This is a genomic window from Thalassospira tepidiphila MCCC 1A03514, from assembly GCF_001662875.1.
Lineage (GTDB): Bacteria > Pseudomonadota > Alphaproteobacteria > Rhodospirillales > Thalassospiraceae > Thalassospira > Thalassospira tepidiphila.
This window is the reverse complement of sequence record NZ_JPVZ01000001.1, coordinates 12728-28428: the sequence shown is the minus strand read 5'-3', so window position 1 is coordinate 28428 and position 15701 is coordinate 12728. Positions and strand designations below refer to the sequence as shown.

18 protein-coding genes are annotated in these 15701 nt (G+C 55.1%); 12 read left to right on the top strand and 6 right to left on the bottom strand.

The window, feature by feature from the left end; genetic code table 11:
- Window positions 1-4 precede the first annotated feature (4 nt).
- The 3 genes from TH4_RS00145 to TH4_RS00135 all read left to right on the top strand — a co-directional run bounded on the left by TH4_RS00145 (window position 5) and on the right by TH4_RS00135 (window position 3021).
- Window positions 5-1402 carry an NAD(P)(+) transhydrogenase (Re/Si-specific) subunit beta gene (locus tag TH4_RS00145; RefSeq protein ID WP_064779476.1) on the top strand — a complete coding sequence of 466 codons (1398 nt, stop codon included), beginning with the start codon at window positions 5-7 and terminating at the stop codon, window positions 1400-1402.
- A gap of 119 nt (window positions 1403-1521) precedes the next feature.
- Window positions 1522-2109, top strand: coding sequence for a hypothetical protein (locus tag TH4_RS00140; RefSeq protein ID WP_064779475.1), 588 nt, complete (start codon window positions 1522-1524; stop codon window positions 2107-2109).
- A gap of 147 nt (window positions 2110-2256) precedes the next feature.
- Window positions 2257-3021: an SDR family oxidoreductase gene (locus TH4_RS00135; RefSeq protein ID WP_157097676.1), complete on the top strand. Its 765-nt coding sequence runs from the start codon at window positions 2257-2259 to the stop codon at window positions 3019-3021.
- 153 nt (window positions 3022-3174) lie between these two features.
- Here TH4_RS00135 and rpsU read toward each other — a convergent pair whose 3' ends face one another.
- Window positions 3175-3378: a 30S ribosomal protein S21 gene (gene rpsU, locus TH4_RS00130; protein WP_008891676.1), complete on the bottom strand. Its 204-nt coding sequence runs from the start codon at window positions 3376-3378 to the stop codon at window positions 3175-3177.
- A gap of 361 nt (window positions 3379-3739) precedes the next feature.
- On the opposite strand from rpsU, the gene TH4_RS00125 reads away from it, so the two are divergent.
- The 4 genes from TH4_RS00125 to TH4_RS00110 are packed head-to-tail and all read left to right on the top strand — an operon-like array spanning window position 3740 to window position 6711.
- Window positions 3740-4153, top strand: a complete 414-nt coding sequence (locus TH4_RS00125; RefSeq protein WP_064779473.1) for a hypothetical protein — start codon at window positions 3740-3742, stop codon at window positions 4151-4153.
- Entirely contained in the window at window positions 4146-5378 is a 1233-nt protein-coding gene (locus TH4_RS00120; protein WP_064779472.1) for an HlyD family secretion protein, read from the top strand. Before TH4_RS00125 ends, TH4_RS00120 begins: the two co-directional genes overlap by 8 nt.
- A 52-nt stretch (window positions 5379-5430) precedes the next feature.
- A complete protein-coding gene (gene def / locus TH4_RS00115; RefSeq protein ID WP_064779471.1) occupies window positions 5431-6015 on the top strand; it encodes a peptide deformylase in 585 nt (194 codons plus the stop codon).
- Entirely contained in the window at window positions 6016-6711 is a 696-nt protein-coding gene (locus TH4_RS00110; RefSeq protein WP_063088977.1) for a COQ9 family protein, read from the top strand.
- A gap of 114 nt (window positions 6712-6825) precedes the next feature.
- Here TH4_RS00110 and TH4_RS00105 read toward each other — a convergent pair whose 3' ends face one another.
- From TH4_RS00105 to purE, 3 genes are all read right to left on the bottom strand, one after another.
- Window positions 6826-7506, bottom strand: coding sequence for a thermonuclease family protein (locus tag TH4_RS00105; RefSeq protein ID WP_064779470.1), 681 nt, complete (start codon window positions 7504-7506; stop codon window positions 6826-6828).
- A gap of 179 nt (window positions 7507-7685) precedes the next feature.
- Window positions 7686-8771 (bottom strand): 5-(carboxyamino)imidazole ribonucleotide synthase, encoded by a 1086-nt coding sequence (locus tag TH4_RS00100; RefSeq protein WP_064779970.1) that lies wholly within the window; start codon window positions 8769-8771, stop codon window positions 7686-7688.
- Between the two features lie 103 nt (window positions 8772-8874).
- Window positions 8875-9375 (bottom strand): 5-(carboxyamino)imidazole ribonucleotide mutase, encoded by a 501-nt coding sequence (purE, locus tag TH4_RS00095; RefSeq protein ID WP_008891667.1) that lies wholly within the window; start codon window positions 9373-9375, stop codon window positions 8875-8877.
- 283 nt (window positions 9376-9658) lie between these two features.
- Between purE and TH4_RS00090 the strand changes: the two genes are divergently transcribed.
- Window positions 9659-10471 carry a GGDEF domain-containing protein gene (locus tag TH4_RS00090; protein WP_245227646.1) on the top strand — a complete coding sequence of 271 codons (813 nt, stop codon included), beginning with the start codon at window positions 9659-9661 and terminating at the stop codon, window positions 10469-10471.
- Between the two features lie 48 nt (window positions 10472-10519).
- Here the strand turns inward: TH4_RS00090 and TH4_RS00085 are convergent, their stop codons facing one another.
- Window positions 10520-10726 (bottom strand): YdcH family protein, encoded by a 207-nt coding sequence (locus TH4_RS00085; protein WP_008891665.1) that lies wholly within the window; start codon window positions 10724-10726, stop codon window positions 10520-10522.
- A 120-nt stretch (window positions 10727-10846) separates the two neighbouring features.
- On the opposite strand from TH4_RS00085, the gene TH4_RS00080 reads away from it, so the two are divergent.
- Window positions 10847-11953, top strand: coding sequence for an ATP-dependent 6-phosphofructokinase (locus TH4_RS00080; RefSeq protein ID WP_064779468.1), 1107 nt, complete (start codon window positions 10847-10849; stop codon window positions 11951-11953).
- A gap of 28 nt (window positions 11954-11981) precedes the next feature.
- On the top strand, window positions 11982-12446 hold the full coding sequence (locus TH4_RS00075) for a TIGR02444 family protein (protein WP_064779466.1): 465 nt from the start codon (window positions 11982-11984) through the stop codon (window positions 12444-12446).
- A gap of 12 nt (window positions 12447-12458) precedes the next feature.
- Here the strand turns inward: TH4_RS00075 and TH4_RS00070 are convergent, their stop codons facing one another.
- Window positions 12459-13076, bottom strand: coding sequence for a UbiX family flavin prenyltransferase (locus tag TH4_RS00070; protein ID WP_064779464.1), 618 nt, complete (start codon window positions 13074-13076; stop codon window positions 12459-12461).
- Window positions 13077-13191: 115 nt separating this feature from the next.
- Here TH4_RS00070 and TH4_RS20420 point away from each other — a divergent pair, with 115 nt between their 5' ends.
- The gene (locus TH4_RS20420; protein WP_008891661.1) at window positions 13192-13356 is read left to right on the top strand and encodes a YdcH family protein; all 165 of its coding nucleotides are present in this window, start codon (window positions 13192-13194) and stop codon (window positions 13354-13356) included.
- Window positions 13357-13751: 395 nt separating this feature from the next.
- Window positions 13752-15647, top strand: coding sequence for a propionyl-CoA synthetase (locus TH4_RS00065; protein WP_063088983.1), 1896 nt, complete (start codon window positions 13752-13754; stop codon window positions 15645-15647).
- Window positions 15648-15701 lie beyond the last annotated feature (54 nt).

Below are 15701 nucleotides of genomic sequence, written 5' to 3'. Positions count from 1 at the left end.
CACAATGTCGGAAAACCTATCGGCTTTCCTGTATCTGGTGGCCTCGGTCTGCTTCATTCTTTCGTTGCGCGGACTTTCGTCACCTGAATCGGCCCGGACCGGGAATATCCTTGGCATGGTGGGTATGGCAATTGCCATCTTTACCACGCTGGCAAGCCCGGCCGTGCTGTCATACACAACCATCATCGTCGGTATTCTGATCGGTGGTGCCATCGGTACGGTCATCGCGCTCAAGATCCAGATGACCGCCCTGCCACAACTTGTTGCAGCCTTCCACTCGCTGGTTGGTCTGGCGGCCGTGTTTGTCGCCGGCGCCGCCCTTTATTCGCCGGGTGCCTATGGCATCGGAACGGCGGGTAATATCGGTGCGGCCAGCCTGATTGAAATGGGCCTTGGTGTTGCGATTGGTGCGATTACCTTTACCGGCTCCTTGATTGCGTTCGGTAAGTTGCAGGGCATCGTTTCAGGCACGCCTGTCCGGTTCAAGGGGCAGCATATGCTTAACCTTGCCATCGGGATTGCCATCGTCGTCTTTGGTGTCATCCTTGTGGTGACCGAAAGCCATATGGCCTTCTGGATCCTTGTTGCACTTGCCCTTGTTCTGGGTGTTACGCTGATCATTCCGATTGGCGGCGCAGACATGCCGGTCGTTGTTTCCATGCTGAACTCGTACTCGGGTTGGGCGGCATGCGGCATCGGCTTTACGCTTCAGAACAGTGCGCTGATCATTACCGGGGCGCTTGTCGGTGCATCGGGTGCGATCCTGTCCTACATCATGTGCAAGGGCATGAACCGCTCGATCTTCAATGTCATCTTTGGTGGCTTTGGCGCAGAGGGCGAAGCAGCCGCAGGTGCTGGTGGCGATGGTGATCGTTCGGTCAAATCCGGATCGGCCGATGATGCATCCTTCATCATGAAGAACGCATCGAGTGTCATCATCGTGCCGGGCTATGGCATGGCCGTCGCACAGGCACAGCATGCGCTGCGTGAAATGGCTGATATCCTTAAAGCCGAGGGTGTCAAAGTCCGCTACGCCATCCATCCGGTGGCCGGACGTATGCCGGGTCACATGAACGTGCTTCTGGCCGAGGCCAGCGTGCCTTATGACGACGTGCTGGAAATGGAAGAAATCAACCGTGATTTCGGATCGGCTGACGTTGCCTTCGTGATTGGTGCAAACGACATTACCAACCCGGCAGCCAAAACCGACCCGGCCAGCCCGATCTTCGGCATGCCGATCCTTGAAGTCGAAAAGGCAAAAACGGTCCTGTTCGTCAAACGCGGCATGTCAGCGGGTTACGCAGGCATCCAGAACGAACTGTTCTTCAAGGACAACACCATGATGCTGTTCGGCGACGCCAAAAAGATGTGCGAAGAAATCGTCATGCATCTCGATAACTGATCAGACCATACGGTTTGAAACGACAAAAGGCGGCTCCGATGGGGCCGCCTTTTTTTCGGCGCTACAACGTCTTATAGTTCTGTCATGCTTCGCCCTGAAGTTTTGGTTCGGAAGGTCGCATGTTTCGGTTGGTACGGGTTTCTCTGCTTTTGGTGGTTGTGCTGTCCGTGGCGCTGGTGGCGTCCATGGGGCTGACGATCCTGACCTATGTCCGGCTGACGGCCGAGGAGCCGATTGCCAAGATGTATTTCGAGCCGATTGAGGACAATTTGTTCGAGGCGCATCTGGCGGCGGGCGAAGGCGGGGATGTCGGCATCTTTGAGATTTATGGTGATCAGTGGCGGATTGATGCCGAATTCATCAAGCTCAAACCGTGGGCCAATGTGATGGGCATGGATGCCCGCTATAAGCTGGTGCGCTTTGAGGGGCGATATCGCGACATCAATGATGAAAACACCAAGCCGAAGATGGCCTATGATCTGGGGCAGGGCGATGCGCTTGATCTGATGAACTATCTGGCGGAATGGAATTTCCTGGTCGATGCCGAATATGGCAGTTCTACCTTTACCGATATCAGACAAGATACGCTTTATACCGTCTATCGCACCCAGTCGGGCATCATTGTGCGGTCTAAGCCGATGCCAGATCCGATTGGCTATGAGCCCACAATGATGGATGACATCCGGGCGTGGGTTTCTGGGAACTGATGTCGCCAATTGACGTGCCTTTGATTGAGGCATTGAACGTCAGGTCCGAAACCGGCGAGCAACACTGGGCTCTGCCCCATATCCTTTTGCCATCGTTAACCGCACCGCTCAGTCAACTGGGCCGGTGCCAGATGGATTGGATAGATCATGTTGCTTGAAGACAAGGTTGTCATCATCACCGGTGCAAGTTCCGGGATCGGCGCTGCATCGGCCAAACTGTTTGCCCGGGAAGGGGCAAAGCTTGTGCTTGCGGCGCGCTCGGAAGATCGGCTTGATCAGGTTGTGACGGAAATCAATGGGGCAGGTGGCAAGGCATTTGCCCTTGCCGGGGATGTCTGCGACGAGGCGTTTGCCAAGGCATTGGTTGATGCCGCGATTGGTGAATATGGCGGGCTTGATGTGGGGTTCAACAATGCCGGAACCCTCGGATCACCCGGTGCGCTGAGCGATATTGATGTTGGGGAGTGGGAGAAAACCATTCGAACCAATCTGACATCAGCCATGTTCGGGGCGAAATACCAGATGCCCGCGATTGCCAAATGCGGCGGCGGATCGGTTATTTTTACCTCTACATTTGTTGGGCATACCATTGGCCTGCCGGGCATGACGGCCTATGCGGCAAGTAAAATGGGCCTGATCGGGATGGCCCAATGTCTGGCCGTGGAATATGGCGGCGCCAATGTGCGGGTAAATGCGTTGTTGCCGGGCGGGACTGATACGCCAATGGCGGCAAGCTTTGCCAATGATCCGGAAGCACGGGCAATGGTGGAAAAGTTCCACGCCCTTGGCCGGATTGCAGAGCCAACTGAAATCGCCAAAGCGGCCTTGTTCCTGGCATCTGATCATTCAAGCTTTGTGACCGGCACGGCAATGCTGGCCGATGGTGGCAACTCGATCTGCAAGGCCGCTTGATCAATTCTTGATCAGGTCATGATTGCGGCCAAGGCCCAGAAAAAACCAAACCCGCCCGGATTGCTCCGAGGCGGGTTTGGCGCACGGGTCCGAATTTAGCGAACTAAATTCGATCGTACAGTCACGTTCGAGATGCCCCGAAAGTGAAAAAGACTAGAAGCCTTCGCGCTCGATGCGCTTACGCTCCAGCTTGCGGGCACGACGGATTGCTTCCGCCCCTTCGCGAGCTTTCTTCTCCGACGGCTTTTCAAAGTGGCGACGGAGTTTCATCTCACGGAAAATGCCCTCGCGCTGCATCTTTTTCTTAAGCGCTTTCAGAGCCTGATCGACATTGTTGTCGCGAACGATTACCTGCACGGAAACCACGCTCCTTTCAAAAAAACAAAAACACCCGGAGTGCGGAATGCCCCCCGGTTGGATTTACGGTCAAACTGACCGTGGGCTGTATATAGTGCAAATCTGGCAAAAAGAAAAGAGGGAAGGGGATATTCGCCTTGGGCGTTTATTGGCCGCGTTTTGGCGAACCCTTTGGGCAATTACCGGGTTTTCCGGTTTGCCTGCTTTAAAACCATGTGGCGATAACCATATGGTAGAAATGCCTTAAAGGTTGTTATAATGCTTTGAGATAACAACATCTATTGCCTGATCCTGATCGGGTAGATGATCTGGTTTCCCCGGGTTTCCGGGCGGGATATGCAAACAGCTCGGAGGATGGGAAATGGAAGGTGGTTTGCGCGAAACGGCGATGTCACATGCGCCGTTTTTTGTCACAGCCCCCGGTGAAACAGATGTTTTATTCACCATTGTTGTGTGGTTCGTGGTGTTGGCGGTGTTCGGTGCAGGGGCGCTTTATCTTAGCCTGCATGCACTCCCCGAACGGATGGCCCATCACGCCAACCATACGCAAATCCAGCTCATCAGTATCCTGACCCTTCTGGCATTGTTTACCCATAACAACCTGTTCTGGTTGGCTGCCCTTGTGATTGCGGTGGTTCAGGTGCCGGATTTCTATAGCCCGCTCCAGTCGATTGCGCAGTCTGTCAAGGCAATGGCGCGCAACAAGGGGGCTGTCGACGACTCGCCCGTTGCGTCAGAGCCAGTAACGACGCAGGAGAATGCCAAAGATGTTTGAGCTTCTTTTGTGTTCGTTGTTCACCATCCTGCCCGATTACCTGTTTCGCCGTTATAAGCAGGGCAAGCGGATCGGCAAGGAAATCACCCTGTTTTCCGTCTGGTATGAGCTGCGTTATGGCATTGTTGGCTGTGCGATCCTGACGATCACGCTTATTGCGACGATTTTCTATTTCCATCCATCGACCATGAATGTGTCGTCATTTTTCAGAACCGTGACGATCCTGCCGGAAAAGGGCGGGCGTGTGGTCGAGATTTATGTCGATAACGATCAGGTCGTCGCGGGCGGTGATCCGCTGTTTCGCATTGATAACCGGGTCGAACGCGAAGCCGTCGCCATGGCCGAGCAGCGCATTGCCGAAATCCGCGCCCAGATGGATGTCACCCGTGCCGACCTTGCCGTCGCCGAGGGCAATGTTGAACAGGCACGTGGCGCCTATAATCAGGTGCGTGACGAGCTTGAAGTCAAAGCCGATCTTTTGTCGCGCGGGAACAATGCGGTATCACGGCGTGAGGTCGAACGCCTGGAAGTATCCCTGACAACCCGGCAGGGCGGGCTGAACGCCGTCCTTGCGAGCATGACGGTGATTGAAACCAAACTTCAAAGCCTTCTTCCGGCGCAGCTTGCCAATGCGCAAGCGGCACTAAGATCGGCAGAGGCGGAGCTTTCCAAAACCGTGGTGCGTGCCGGTGTGGCCGGAAAGATCCAGCAATTTGCCCTGCAAGTTGGTGATTATGTCAGTCCGGTCCTGCGCCCGGCGGGTATCCTGATCCCGGAAAAGGACGGCGAGACGATCTATCAGGCGGGCTTTGCCCAGATCGCCACACAGGTGGTCAAGCCCGGTGTGATCACCGAGGTCACCTGTGCGTCATTGCCGTTTGAAATCATCCCGATGGTGGTAACCGACGTGCAGCCAGTGATTGCTGCTGGCCAGTTCCGGCCAACGGACCAGTTGCTTGATATCACTGATCGCGCAAGGCCGGGCACCTTCCTGGCCAAGATGGTGCCGCTTTATCCGGAAACGATCCGTGATGTGCCACTTGGCAGTAAATGTGTCGCCAATGCCTATACCAACACCCATGATCAGCTTGAAGATCCTGATATCGGAACAGGGCGGTGGCTGTTTTTGCACATGGTGCAAACAGTGGGTGCCGTGCATGCGGTCCTGTTGCGCGTGCAGGCATTGATCTGGCCGATCCAGACTCTGGTCTTTGCGGGACACTAGGAGCAAGGCATTAGGACTTTACAGCCGGTCGTTTTTGGTTGGATATAGGGCCATGTCGATCCTTAAAATTGCCCGGATGGGCCACCCGGTACTGCGCCGTGTTGCAGACCGTGTCGAAGACCCGCTTGATCCCGAAATTCAGCGCCTGATTGCTGATATGAAGGACACCATGAAGGATGCCGCGGGCGTTGGCCTTGCGGCACCGCAGGTGTTTCAGTCCTTGGCGATCATGGTCTATTACGTGCCGGCCCTTCGCAAAAGCGACGATCCCGACGATGGCGAGGTGCCCTTGAGCGTTCTGATCAACCCGGAAATCGAGCCGATTGGCGATGAAATCGTTGATGGCTGGGAAGGGTGTTTGTCGATCCCGGGCCTTCAGGGTGTGGTGCCGCGATGGAACAAAATCCGTTACCGCGGGTTAAATGAGAAGGGCGAAAGTGTGGAACACACCGCCGGTGGTTTCCATGCCCGCGTGGTTCAGCACGAATATGATCATTTGATCGGGGTGATGTATCCCGAACGTATGGAAGATATGTCGTTGCTTGGTTTTAACGAGGAATTGCGCGAAAACCCGCCCGAGACTACCTTTAGGCAGTCGGTTGCGACCGACGCCGGATCTGATGACGAGGAGGCCTGAATGTCTGTTACTGAAAGCATGACCCGTCTGCAAGCCCAGCGCGAAGCACTGGTCGAGGCAGCCCTTGAACATGTGCCGTTCGATGGCTGGACCAAACAGGCACTTCATGCCGGGGCAGAAGACCTTGATCTTGCACCGGGCGAGGTTGATCGGTTGCTTCCCAATGGCATTCGTCAGGCCATCGTTACCTATGTCGAAATGACCGATCGCAAGATGATCGCGGCCCTTGATGAAAAGGGCCTTGAGAACCTGAAAATTCGTGATCGCATCGCGACGGCGGTTAAAACCCGCCTTGAACTGGTCGAGGGGCAAAAAGACACCGTGCGTGCCGCCCTTGCCTTTATGACCCTGCCGCAAAATGCCGCCCTTGGTCTGAAACTGACCCATGGGACGGTGGATGCGATGTGGGTGGCAGCCGGGGATACCTCGACCGATCATAACTGGTACACCAAACGCATGTTGCTGGCTGGTGTCTATGGATCAACCCTTGCCTATTGGCTGGATGACACGTCCGAAGGCCACGCCGATAGCTGGGCATTCCTGGATCGCCGGATTGGCAATGTCATGCAGATCCCGAAAATCACCGCCAAGATTGGCAAGGCTGGCAAGTTTGCCGCCGCCCCGTTTAAAATGGGGGCAAAGATTGCGCGCTGCATGCCAACACCGGGCCGGATGCGCCGCCAGTTTGGTGGCTGATACAAAAGGCCGTCAAAAATCCCGCTGAAAACAAAAACGCCACCGTGCATTGTGCCGGTGGCGTTTTGAGTTTTGAGGGAAGGAAACTTTTGCGGACGCAGTGATACGGCCTGATCAGAAGGTATTGGTCAGGAAGCTTAAAAGCGTCATGTCGGGTTTGTTGGCTTCTTCCATTTCAGACGCCAGATCAATCTCGATCGGATTTTCCGGGCGCTGTGGTTCAAGCTCATCCTCAATCAGGGTCTTAAGCGCGTTGGCGTCATCCGCTTCCTGAAGGTCATATTTTGGCGGCTTGGCCGCAAGCGCGACCAGTTCGGACGGCGGTGTGCCCATCCAGATGCCCTTTTTGTTGTCCTTGGCGAACTGCTGATCACGCAGATAGGTGGTGCAACTCGGATGGGTGTCGCAGCTGACCATATCAACCATCGCCCAACCGGCGCGCAGGATCAGACGGTTGAGGTCAACCTGACCCATCTGGCATTCGGTCAGCATCGGGAACAGTTGAACGTCCGAGACCTGCTGACATTTGATCGCATAGTTTTCGATGATGCGATCAAGCGCCTGGGCAGCCGCAGCACCACACTGAAATTCAACCGAACCGGCTCGGCAGATCATGCCGGGTTTTGGCGCGCGAATGCCAAACAGTTCGACAATCAGATTGCCAAAGCGCAGCTTGTCGCCTTCGATCACATCCGGGAAGCCTGCGGCCCCCGGTGTGGCCGTGGCTTGGTTCGTGCGGCTTTCAACGGCGATCAGGCCAAGGGTCAGTGAAAGAATGATCAGAAGTTTTTTCATCACATGTCATCCGTAAAGAGTTTCCTGCCCCTTCAACAGCAAACCGGATGCCAATCAACTGGGCATAAAATGCCAGTCGAGTGATGTTTTGTGTAACGTTATGAATCACATACGAAAAAGCCCCGGACACGCTTGGCATCCGGGGCAATTTCTTGTTTTGGTTGGACGTCGGGACCGCCTTATTTCGGCAGAACCCAGGTCACATGGCCCATCTTGCGGCCGGGCTTTGCTTCGGCCTTGCCGTAAAGGTGCAGTTTGGCATTCGGCTCGGTCAAAATTGCCTGCCAGTCATTGATGTCGTCACCCAAAAGGTTCTTCATCCGGGCCTTGGAATGATGGGCCGGATCGCCTAGCGGCAGGCCGCAAACAGCCCGGATGAACTGTTCGAACTGGCTGGTGATGCAGGCATCGATCGTCCAGTGACCGGAATTGTGCGGACGCGGGGCAACTTCATTGACCAGAATGTCGCCATCAGAGGTGACAAACATCTCAACCGCCAGAAGTCCGACAAATTCCATCGCACTGACCAGCTTGATCGCGATGTCTTCGGCCTTCTTGGAAAGGTCGTCTGCGATTTCAGCCGGGGCAACGGTGACATCAAGGATGTGATTGGTATGCACGTTCTCAACCGGGCAGAAACAGGCGGTGTCACCTTTGACGCCGCGCGCGACAATCACTGAAATCTCGCGCTCGAACGAGATGAAGCCTTCAAGGATGGCCTCGGCCCCGCCCATTTCAGACCAGGCTTCGGCAAGGTCGGTATCAGCAGCGATCTTGACCTGTCCCTTGCCGTCATAACCCAGTTCAGTGGTTTTCAGAACCGATGGGCGGCCAAGATTGGCAACGGCGGCCCCAAGATCGGCAAGGGATCGAACCGCCTCAAACGGCGCGGTGCCAATACCATGATCATTGCAGAAGGTTTTTTCGCGCAGGCGATTTTGCGAAATATGCAGGCATTTCCAGCCCGGACGGACCGGCACAATATCGGCCAGCAGTTTGACGCTGTCATGCGGGACGTTTTCAAATTCAAACGTCACAACATCGACATCCTCGGCAAAGGCGCGCAGGGCATCAAGGTCGCTGTAATCGGCAACGGTTGCCTTGGCGCAGACCTGTTCGGTCGGGCTGTCGGCACCGGGACCAAACACATGGACCTTATAGCCAAGCTCCGCCGCACAGAAGGCAGCCATACGGCCAAGCTGGCCGTTGCCCATGATGCCAATGGTGCTGCCCGGGGCGATGATGCGCGTGTCGAAATCCGTCATGTATTCCTCGATCAAAACTCGCCCATCTGTCGGGCAATCGTCAAATCTGGTGCAATCAAACAAAAACGCGCCCCGTCGGGGGCGCCTTTTTCAGATCAGGATATCAGGGGGCCGGGTCGACCGGCTCGTCTGCGACCGATGCGGTCTGGGCTGCGCGCCAGTCATCAAGGCGGGCTGCAAGGCCATCATCCATAAGCGCCATGATTTCGGCTGCCATCAGACCGGCATTCTTGGCACCGGCAGAACCGATGGCAAGGGTGCCAACCGGAACGCCACCCGGCATCTGAACGATGGAAAGCAGGCTATCAAGGCCCTTAAGGGTACGGCTTTGAACCGGAACACCCAGAACCGGAAGCGGGGTCATGGCCGCTGCCATGCCCGGAAGATGGGCCGCACCACCGGCACCGGCGATAATGACCTTAAGGCCGCGCGACTTTGCCGTTTTGGCATAGTCATACAGGCGATCCGGCGTGCGATGGGCGGAGACGATCTTGGTCTCGTACGCGACGTTCAACGCATCAAGGACATCTGCTGCATTTTTCATGGTTTCCCAGTCTGACTGGCTTCCCATGATAATGCCGATGACCGGGGTTTGATCGCTCATATTGGCGGCTCCGTTTCGGGCGGTTTCATGAAGGCCCGCATTATATGCAGCAAGTTCTATCATGCAAGCTTGCTTGCGGGATTGTCTTGTCGGGAAAAGCCTTGTATATGATGCTGACCTTATTAAGAAATTCATGAAGTAATGGCAAATCGCAGCCAATATCACTCAGGATTGAAAATCTTGGTGAATTAATTGCGTTTTTGATCTATTATTTACCATTGCCTTATATAACTGTGCAGGTAGCACGCGAAGGTCAGACATGAAAGTCACAAGACCAGGATCAATGACACCCTCTATGGGGGGCGGGGATGGACGATATCCATCAAGCCCTTACGGGATTCTTGCATATGGCAAGGATGCGGGCCGTCGTCGTGCGCCAAATCAGGACCATCAGGTTGATATCGACACCGACGCCATACCGGATCCGGTCGACAAGACACCCTATCACACCCCCGATATCGCAAACGTTCTAGGTATTCCGGACCAACAGGTTACACCTGCGGTAGAACAGGCGATTGGTCGTCTGATGGTGCGCATCAATGGCCTGACCGAAAATCTCAATGAACTGAAGCAACGCCAGGCCCATCTAGCCCGCAATGAGGGCCGCGATCCCTTTACCGGGGCGATCAGTCGGCCGGCCTTCATGCAGATCCTTGAAAACGAAATGTCACTGGTTGGTGTGGATCGGACAAGCCGGATGGTTTTGATGTGCGAATTGGCCAATCTTGACGATATCCTGCAACTTCACGGGCAGGACTGCAAAGACGGCCTGTTTAACTATGTCCGGCGCATAATGGCCGATTTCATCATGGCGCCGCATCATTTGGGATATCTCGGCTGCAATGACTTTGCCGCCCTGATGTATAACGTTGACGAGGAAGATGTCTGGCAACGCGTTGACGCCATTACCAGATGGCTTGACCAACATCCCTATACCCACAAGGGCAAACCGATCCCGGTGGTGCCGGTATTCGGTCTTTATCACGCGCAAAGCGGCGATACACCGGCCTCGGCCCTGAAGGCGACAGATGCGGCACTGCGTGCGCACAAGGAAATGTATCTGGCCCGGCTGGATCGCATTCCGCAGGGCATCTGATTACTTCCCATTTTACATCAGGCAGATTTTGACGTGGCCGCTGGTAAATCAGGCGATAATGTCTGGGACCAGCTGCGACTCGATATAAAGGATTTCGTCCTTTAAGGCCAATTTGCGCTTTTTCATGCGGCCAAGACGCAGTTGATCATGATGGGGGGCCTGAACCATTTGTTCGATGGCGACGTCCAGATCACGGTGTTCCTCGCGGAGCGAAAGAAGTCTCTTTTCAATCTCGATCTGATTGATTTCGTCCATTTTTGATCCAGCTTAATAACCAATGCGAGGGGACAGTGATAATACCAGATATCATGTTGGCAACCCATATGATTTGTACCACCCTGTAAAACAAATTTGCCATGATCGGGAAGGAAACAAATGCGCATCGGAGTTTTGACCAGTGGCGGTGATTGCGCCGGATTGAACGCTGTTATTCTTGCGGTGGTCCGCCGTGCGGTTCTTGGCTATGGCTGGGATGTTGTCGGTATTCGTCAGGGAACCCATGGCCTGATGCAGGACCCGCCCCAGGCCATTGACCTTAATGATCAGGTCAATAGTGACGGGTTGCTGCGCCTTGGTGGGACGATCCTTGGCACGGTGAACAAGGGTGATCCGTTCCATTATCCGATGCCTGATGGCAGCTTTGCCGACCGATCAAGCGAAGTCATTGAAGGCTATCACAAGCTTGGCCTTGATGCCCTGATTGGCATTGGTGGCGATGGCAGCATGGCGATCCTGCATCGTTTGGCCAAGATGGGCGGTATCAATCTGGTGGGTATCCCCAAGACGGTTGATAACGACCTTGCCCAGACGGAATATTCCATTGGCTTTACCACGGCGGTGAATGTCGCAACAGACGCCCTTGATCGTTTGCAACCAACCGCGGCCTCCCATGAACGGATCATGATCCTTGAGGTCATGGGCCGTGATGCCGGGCATATTGCCCTGTTTGCTGGGGTTGCGGGCGGGGCGGATGTCATCCTAATCCCGGAAATGGATTATGACCTTGATGAGCTTAGCCAGCATTGCCTCAATATCCGCAAAAGCGGCCGCAACCATGCGCTGGTGATCGTTGCTGAGGCGGTCAAACGTGATGACGGATCGGCGGTAACCCTTGGCGATGACGGCCAGAAAGTCCGTTATGGCGGCATCGGCCATTGGCTTGCCGATGAGTTGGGCGCGCGGACCGGTTGGGAAACTCGTGTGACGGTGTTGGGGCATGTTCAGCGCGGCGGCACGCCATCACCACGTGACCGTGTGATTGCTTCGGCCTTTGGGGTGCATGCGGTGGATCTGATCGCAGAAAAGAAATTTGATCGTGTCTGCGCCTGGCAACAGCGCAAAGTCGTCGATGTTGCGATGGAAGATGTTATTGTCGGCCCGCGGCTTGTTGATACCGAAGGCACGATGGTGTCGACCGCCAAGGGGCTTGGTGCCTATATGGGGCATCCGCCGAAAGTTGCCAGAGCGGCCAAAACCGTTTGATATCCAATAAAAACACAGCAGGTTGGGAATGGATCAGGAAGAAGTCTGGGCCTTTACGGTCGCGATGTATGGTCGCGATGGCGTCGCCAAGCTGTGCCTTGATCTTCAGGAACGCTGTGACCTTGATGTGAACATGCTGCTTTTCATGTTCTTTCTGGGCCAGAAGGGATTGGCACCGCTGAGCATTTCAGCACTTGAGGCATCTGTGCGTGACTGGCGCGAAAACGTGATCAAGCCACTGCGCCAGACACGGCGACACCTGCGCGATGATCCGCGCGCCAGCGCACAGGAATTGCGCCAGAAGGTCAAGTCAGACGAATTGCAGGCTGAACGGATTGAACAGCATATCCTGTGCGACGCGGTTGAAACCGTGCCCAGTGATGATCCGATGGCCGCCGCCCATGCATATTTGTCACCCAACCGGTTTGCGTTGGATCAGCAGGCCTGTGACAAGGCGCTTGGCGACCTGACCCGGATGATGGGGATCGCCTAGCGGCGGGTTATTCTATTCGCGTGTTTTGGGTTTGCCGGTGACCGGGATTGGATTGGCGGCCTCGGTATCGCCCCAGCGGGCGGTTTCCGGCAGGTCAATCTCAAACAGATCAAGAATGCGTCCGCAACTTTGCGTCACCATTTCATCAAGTGATTGCGGCCGGGCATAGAATGCCGGGACCGGCGGGGCAATGATTGCGCCGTTTTCCGTGGCCAGCGCCATGTTGCGGATATGGCCGGCATGAAGCGGTGTTTCACGGGCCATCAGGACAAGACGCTTACGCTCCTTAAGGATAACATCGGCGGCACGCGCGATCAGATTATCTGCGACTCCGCTTGCGACCTCGGCCAGAGACTTCATCGAGCAGGGGGCAATGATCATACCGCGGGCGCGAAAGGAACCCGACGCAATCGAGGCACCGATGTCGGCATTGTCATGGACAACGTCAGCCATCTCCTTGATTTCGCGGATTTTAAAATCGGTCTCATAGGCGATGGTGCGCTCGGCTGCTTTGGAAAGAACCAGATGAGTCTCGATTGGCGTATTTTTCAGCAACTGTAAAAAACGTATGCCGTAAATCACACCCGATGCGCCAGTTATGCCAATGATAAGTCGATCTTTTTGCGTCATGCCAATCCTTGCCGGGCTGTGTTCTTGTTCACGTTTCTGATCGAAACACTGGAAATCATGTTACGAAATTAATACCATCTTGTTGTGGGCAATGTCAGATATAAGGAGTAGGCGAATGAGCGTTCAAAGCCATATCGAAGCTCTAACTGCCAAACATGCTGCACTAGAGCAGGAACTCCACCTCGAGACGCGCCGCCCGGCGCCCAACGATTCCGTTGTTGCAGACATTAAACGCCGCAAGCTTGAAATCAAGGACGAGATAAACCGAATAACCCATTAGCCGTTGTGGCATGGCCAAACGCGTGATCAAGAACACGCGATCCCCCATGCGAACGGTTTGACGACCTCAAAGATTTCCTAACTCTTGCTTTTGCCGCCTCATCTTAACGCCCACGCTTGAGGCGGCAACTTTATGTCTGCACTTCAAAATCACGGGCAACTTCCCACATTCATCATATCGCTGCAAACAGATACGAAACCCCTGACGGAGGGGATCAACCATGTATCTGTTTTGAGTAATTGTAATCCGCAGAAACCAAGGATTACAGGGCGCTACCAATGTCTAAGGGGTATGTGTAAATTAAATCGGTATTATGATGCCGATTTACGAGCATATAGCTCCGCATGCGTCCAAAATGGACGCCAGACCAAACGCCGCGGGAGGGTATTTCACCAATGACCGGTCGCTATCAGGAAATCTACGAACGTTCGATCGCCGACAAGGAAGGCTTTTGGGCAGAAGCTGCTGAAAACATTTCCTGGTACAAGAAATGGGATCGCGTTCTTGATGACAGTAACGCGCCGTTTTACCGCTGGTTTGTCGGTGGCAAGGTCAATACCTGCTATAACGCACTGGATCGTCACATTGAAAACGGCCGGGGTGATCAGGCAGCCCTGATTTATGACAGCCCCGTCACCAACACGGTCCAGACATTTACCTACTCCCATCTGCGCGACGATGTCGCCCGCCTTGCCGGGGCGCTGCATGCGCGCGGGGTGACCAAGGGTGATCGGGTGATCATCTATATGCCGATGATCCCGCAGGCCGCGATGGCGATGCTGGCCTGTGCGCGGATCGGCGCGATCCATTCTGTTGTGTTTGGCGGTTTTGCATCCAACGAACTGGCGACCCGTATCAATGACGCCAAACCAAAACTGATCCTGACCGCAAGCTGCGGCATCGAAGGATCGCGCGTGATTGAATATAAACCGCTGCTGGATAAAGCCATCGCCATGGCGGATCACAAACCCGAAAGCGTCATTCTGTTCCAGCGGCCACAAAGCGATGCGTTGCTGATGGATGGTCGTGATTACGACTGGGAAGTGGAATGTGCCAAGGCCGCTCCGTCTGACTGTGTCCCGGTTGATGCCACCGATCCGCTTTATATCCTTTACACGTCCGGCACGACCGGTCAGCCCAAGGGGGTTGTCCGTGACAATGGCGGGCATATGGTCGCACTCAACTGGTCGATGAAGAACATCTATGATGTCGATGCCGGTGACGTTTACTGGGCGGCGTCTGACGTTGGCTGGGTGGTTGGCCATTCCTATATCGTTTACGCGCCGCTTCTGGCCGGTTGTACGACGGTGATGTATGAAGGCAAACCGGTCGGAACGCCGGATGCCGGGGCGTTCTGGCGGGTAATTTCCCAGCACAAGGTCAAGGTGCTGTTTACGGCACCAACGGCGTTTCGTGCGATCAAACGAGATGACCCCAAGGCCGCTCATATGGCAAATTACGACCTTGGCAGCCTTAAGGCGCTCTATCTGGCGGGTGAACGTTCGGATCCCGATACCCTGCAATGGGCAGAAAACAGCCTTGGCGTTCCGGTGATTGACCACTGGTGGCAGACTGAAACCGGCTGGTCGATCTGTGCAAATCCGCGCGGGATTGAATTGCTTCCGATCAAGTATGGCTCGCCAACGGTGGCGGCTTGTGGTTGGGATGTGCAGGTTCTCGACGAGGCCGGAAAGCCGCTTGAACGCGGTCAGATTGGTGCGCTTGCCGCCAAATTACCGCTGCCACCGGGGACGCTTCCGACCCTGTGGCAGAATGATGACCGGTTCAAGTCATCCTATCTTGAAGAATTCCCGGGCTTTTATGCCACGGGGGATGCCGGTTTTATTGACGAAGATGGCTACATCTACGTCATGTCGCGCACTGACGACATCATCAACGTTGCCGGGCACCGCCTGTCGACCGGGGGCATGGAAGAAGTGCTTTCAAGCCATCCAGATGTTGCCGAATGCGCGGTCATTGGTGTGCATGATGATCTTAAGGGGCAATTGCCGTTGGGATTCATCGTGTTGAAGTCCGGGGTCACCCGCCCGCATGACGCGATCTTGGCCGAAGTCGTTGCCATGGTCCGCGATCAGATTGGCCCGGTGGCGGCATTCAAGAAGGCAACTGTGGTCGAACGCCTGCCCAAGACCCGATCGGGCAAGATCCTGCGCAAGACCATGCGTTCCATCGCCGATGGTGAAAGCTATAACACCCCGGCAACGATCGATGATCCGGCAATCCTTCCCGAAATCGCCGAGGTCCTCAAAGAAATCGGTTATGCAAAATAGATAGACCCGTCCATCACAGATGCAAACTCCCGCTCCCAACTTAACGGAGCATCC

What these genes read in the sequence shown, in the direction of transcription:
- TH4_RS00145 (WP_064779476.1), top strand. Translation starts at nt 5, where the DNA reads ATGTCGGAAAACCTATCGGCTTTCCTGTATCTGGTGGCCTCGGTCTGC.
- TH4_RS00140 (WP_064779475.1), top strand. Translation starts at nt 1,522, where the DNA reads ATGTTTCGGTTGGTACGGGTTTCTCTGCTTTTGGTGGTTGTGCTGTCC.
- TH4_RS00135 (WP_157097676.1), top strand. Translation starts at nt 2,257, where the DNA reads ATGTTGCTTGAAGACAAGGTTGTCATCATCACCGGTGCAAGTTCCGGG.
- TH4_RS00125 (WP_064779473.1), top strand. Translation starts at nt 3,740, where the DNA reads ATGGAAGGTGGTTTGCGCGAAACGGCGATGTCACATGCGCCGTTTTTT.
- TH4_RS00120 (WP_064779472.1), top strand. Translation starts at nt 4,146, where the DNA reads ATGTTTGAGCTTCTTTTGTGTTCGTTGTTCACCATCCTGCCCGATTAC.
- def (WP_064779471.1), top strand. Translation starts at nt 5,431, where the DNA reads ATGTCGATCCTTAAAATTGCCCGGATGGGCCACCCGGTACTGCGCCGT.
- TH4_RS00110 (WP_063088977.1), top strand. Translation starts at nt 6,016, where the DNA reads ATGTCTGTTACTGAAAGCATGACCCGTCTGCAAGCCCAGCGCGAAGCA.
- TH4_RS00105 (WP_064779470.1), bottom strand. Translation starts at nt 7,506, where the DNA reads ATGAAAAAACTTCTGATCATTCTTTCACTGACCCTTGGCCTGATCGCC.
- TH4_RS00100 (WP_064779970.1), bottom strand. Translation starts at nt 8,771, where the DNA reads ATGACGGATTTCGACACGCGCATCATCGCCCCGGGCAGCACCATTGGC.
- purE (WP_008891667.1), bottom strand. Translation starts at nt 9,375, where the DNA reads ATGAGCGATCAAACCCCGGTCATCGGCATTATCATGGGAAGCCAGTCA.
- TH4_RS00090 (WP_245227646.1), top strand. Translation starts at nt 9,659, where the DNA reads ATGACACCCTCTATGGGGGGCGGGGATGGACGATATCCATCAAGCCCT.
- TH4_RS00085 (WP_008891665.1), bottom strand. Translation starts at nt 10,726, where the DNA reads ATGGACGAAATCAATCAGATCGAGATTGAAAAGAGACTTCTTTCGCTC.
- TH4_RS00080 (WP_064779468.1), top strand. Translation starts at nt 10,847, where the DNA reads ATGCGCATCGGAGTTTTGACCAGTGGCGGTGATTGCGCCGGATTGAAC.
- TH4_RS00075 (WP_064779466.1), top strand. Translation starts at nt 11,982, where the DNA reads ATGGATCAGGAAGAAGTCTGGGCCTTTACGGTCGCGATGTATGGTCGC.
- TH4_RS00070 (WP_064779464.1), bottom strand. Translation starts at nt 13,076, where the DNA reads ATGACGCAAAAAGATCGACTTATCATTGGCATAACTGGCGCATCGGGT.
- TH4_RS20420 (WP_008891661.1), top strand. Translation starts at nt 13,192, where the DNA reads ATGAGCGTTCAAAGCCATATCGAAGCTCTAACTGCCAAACATGCTGCA.
- TH4_RS00065 (WP_063088983.1), top strand. Translation starts at nt 13,752, where the DNA reads ATGACCGGTCGCTATCAGGAAATCTACGAACGTTCGATCGCCGACAAG.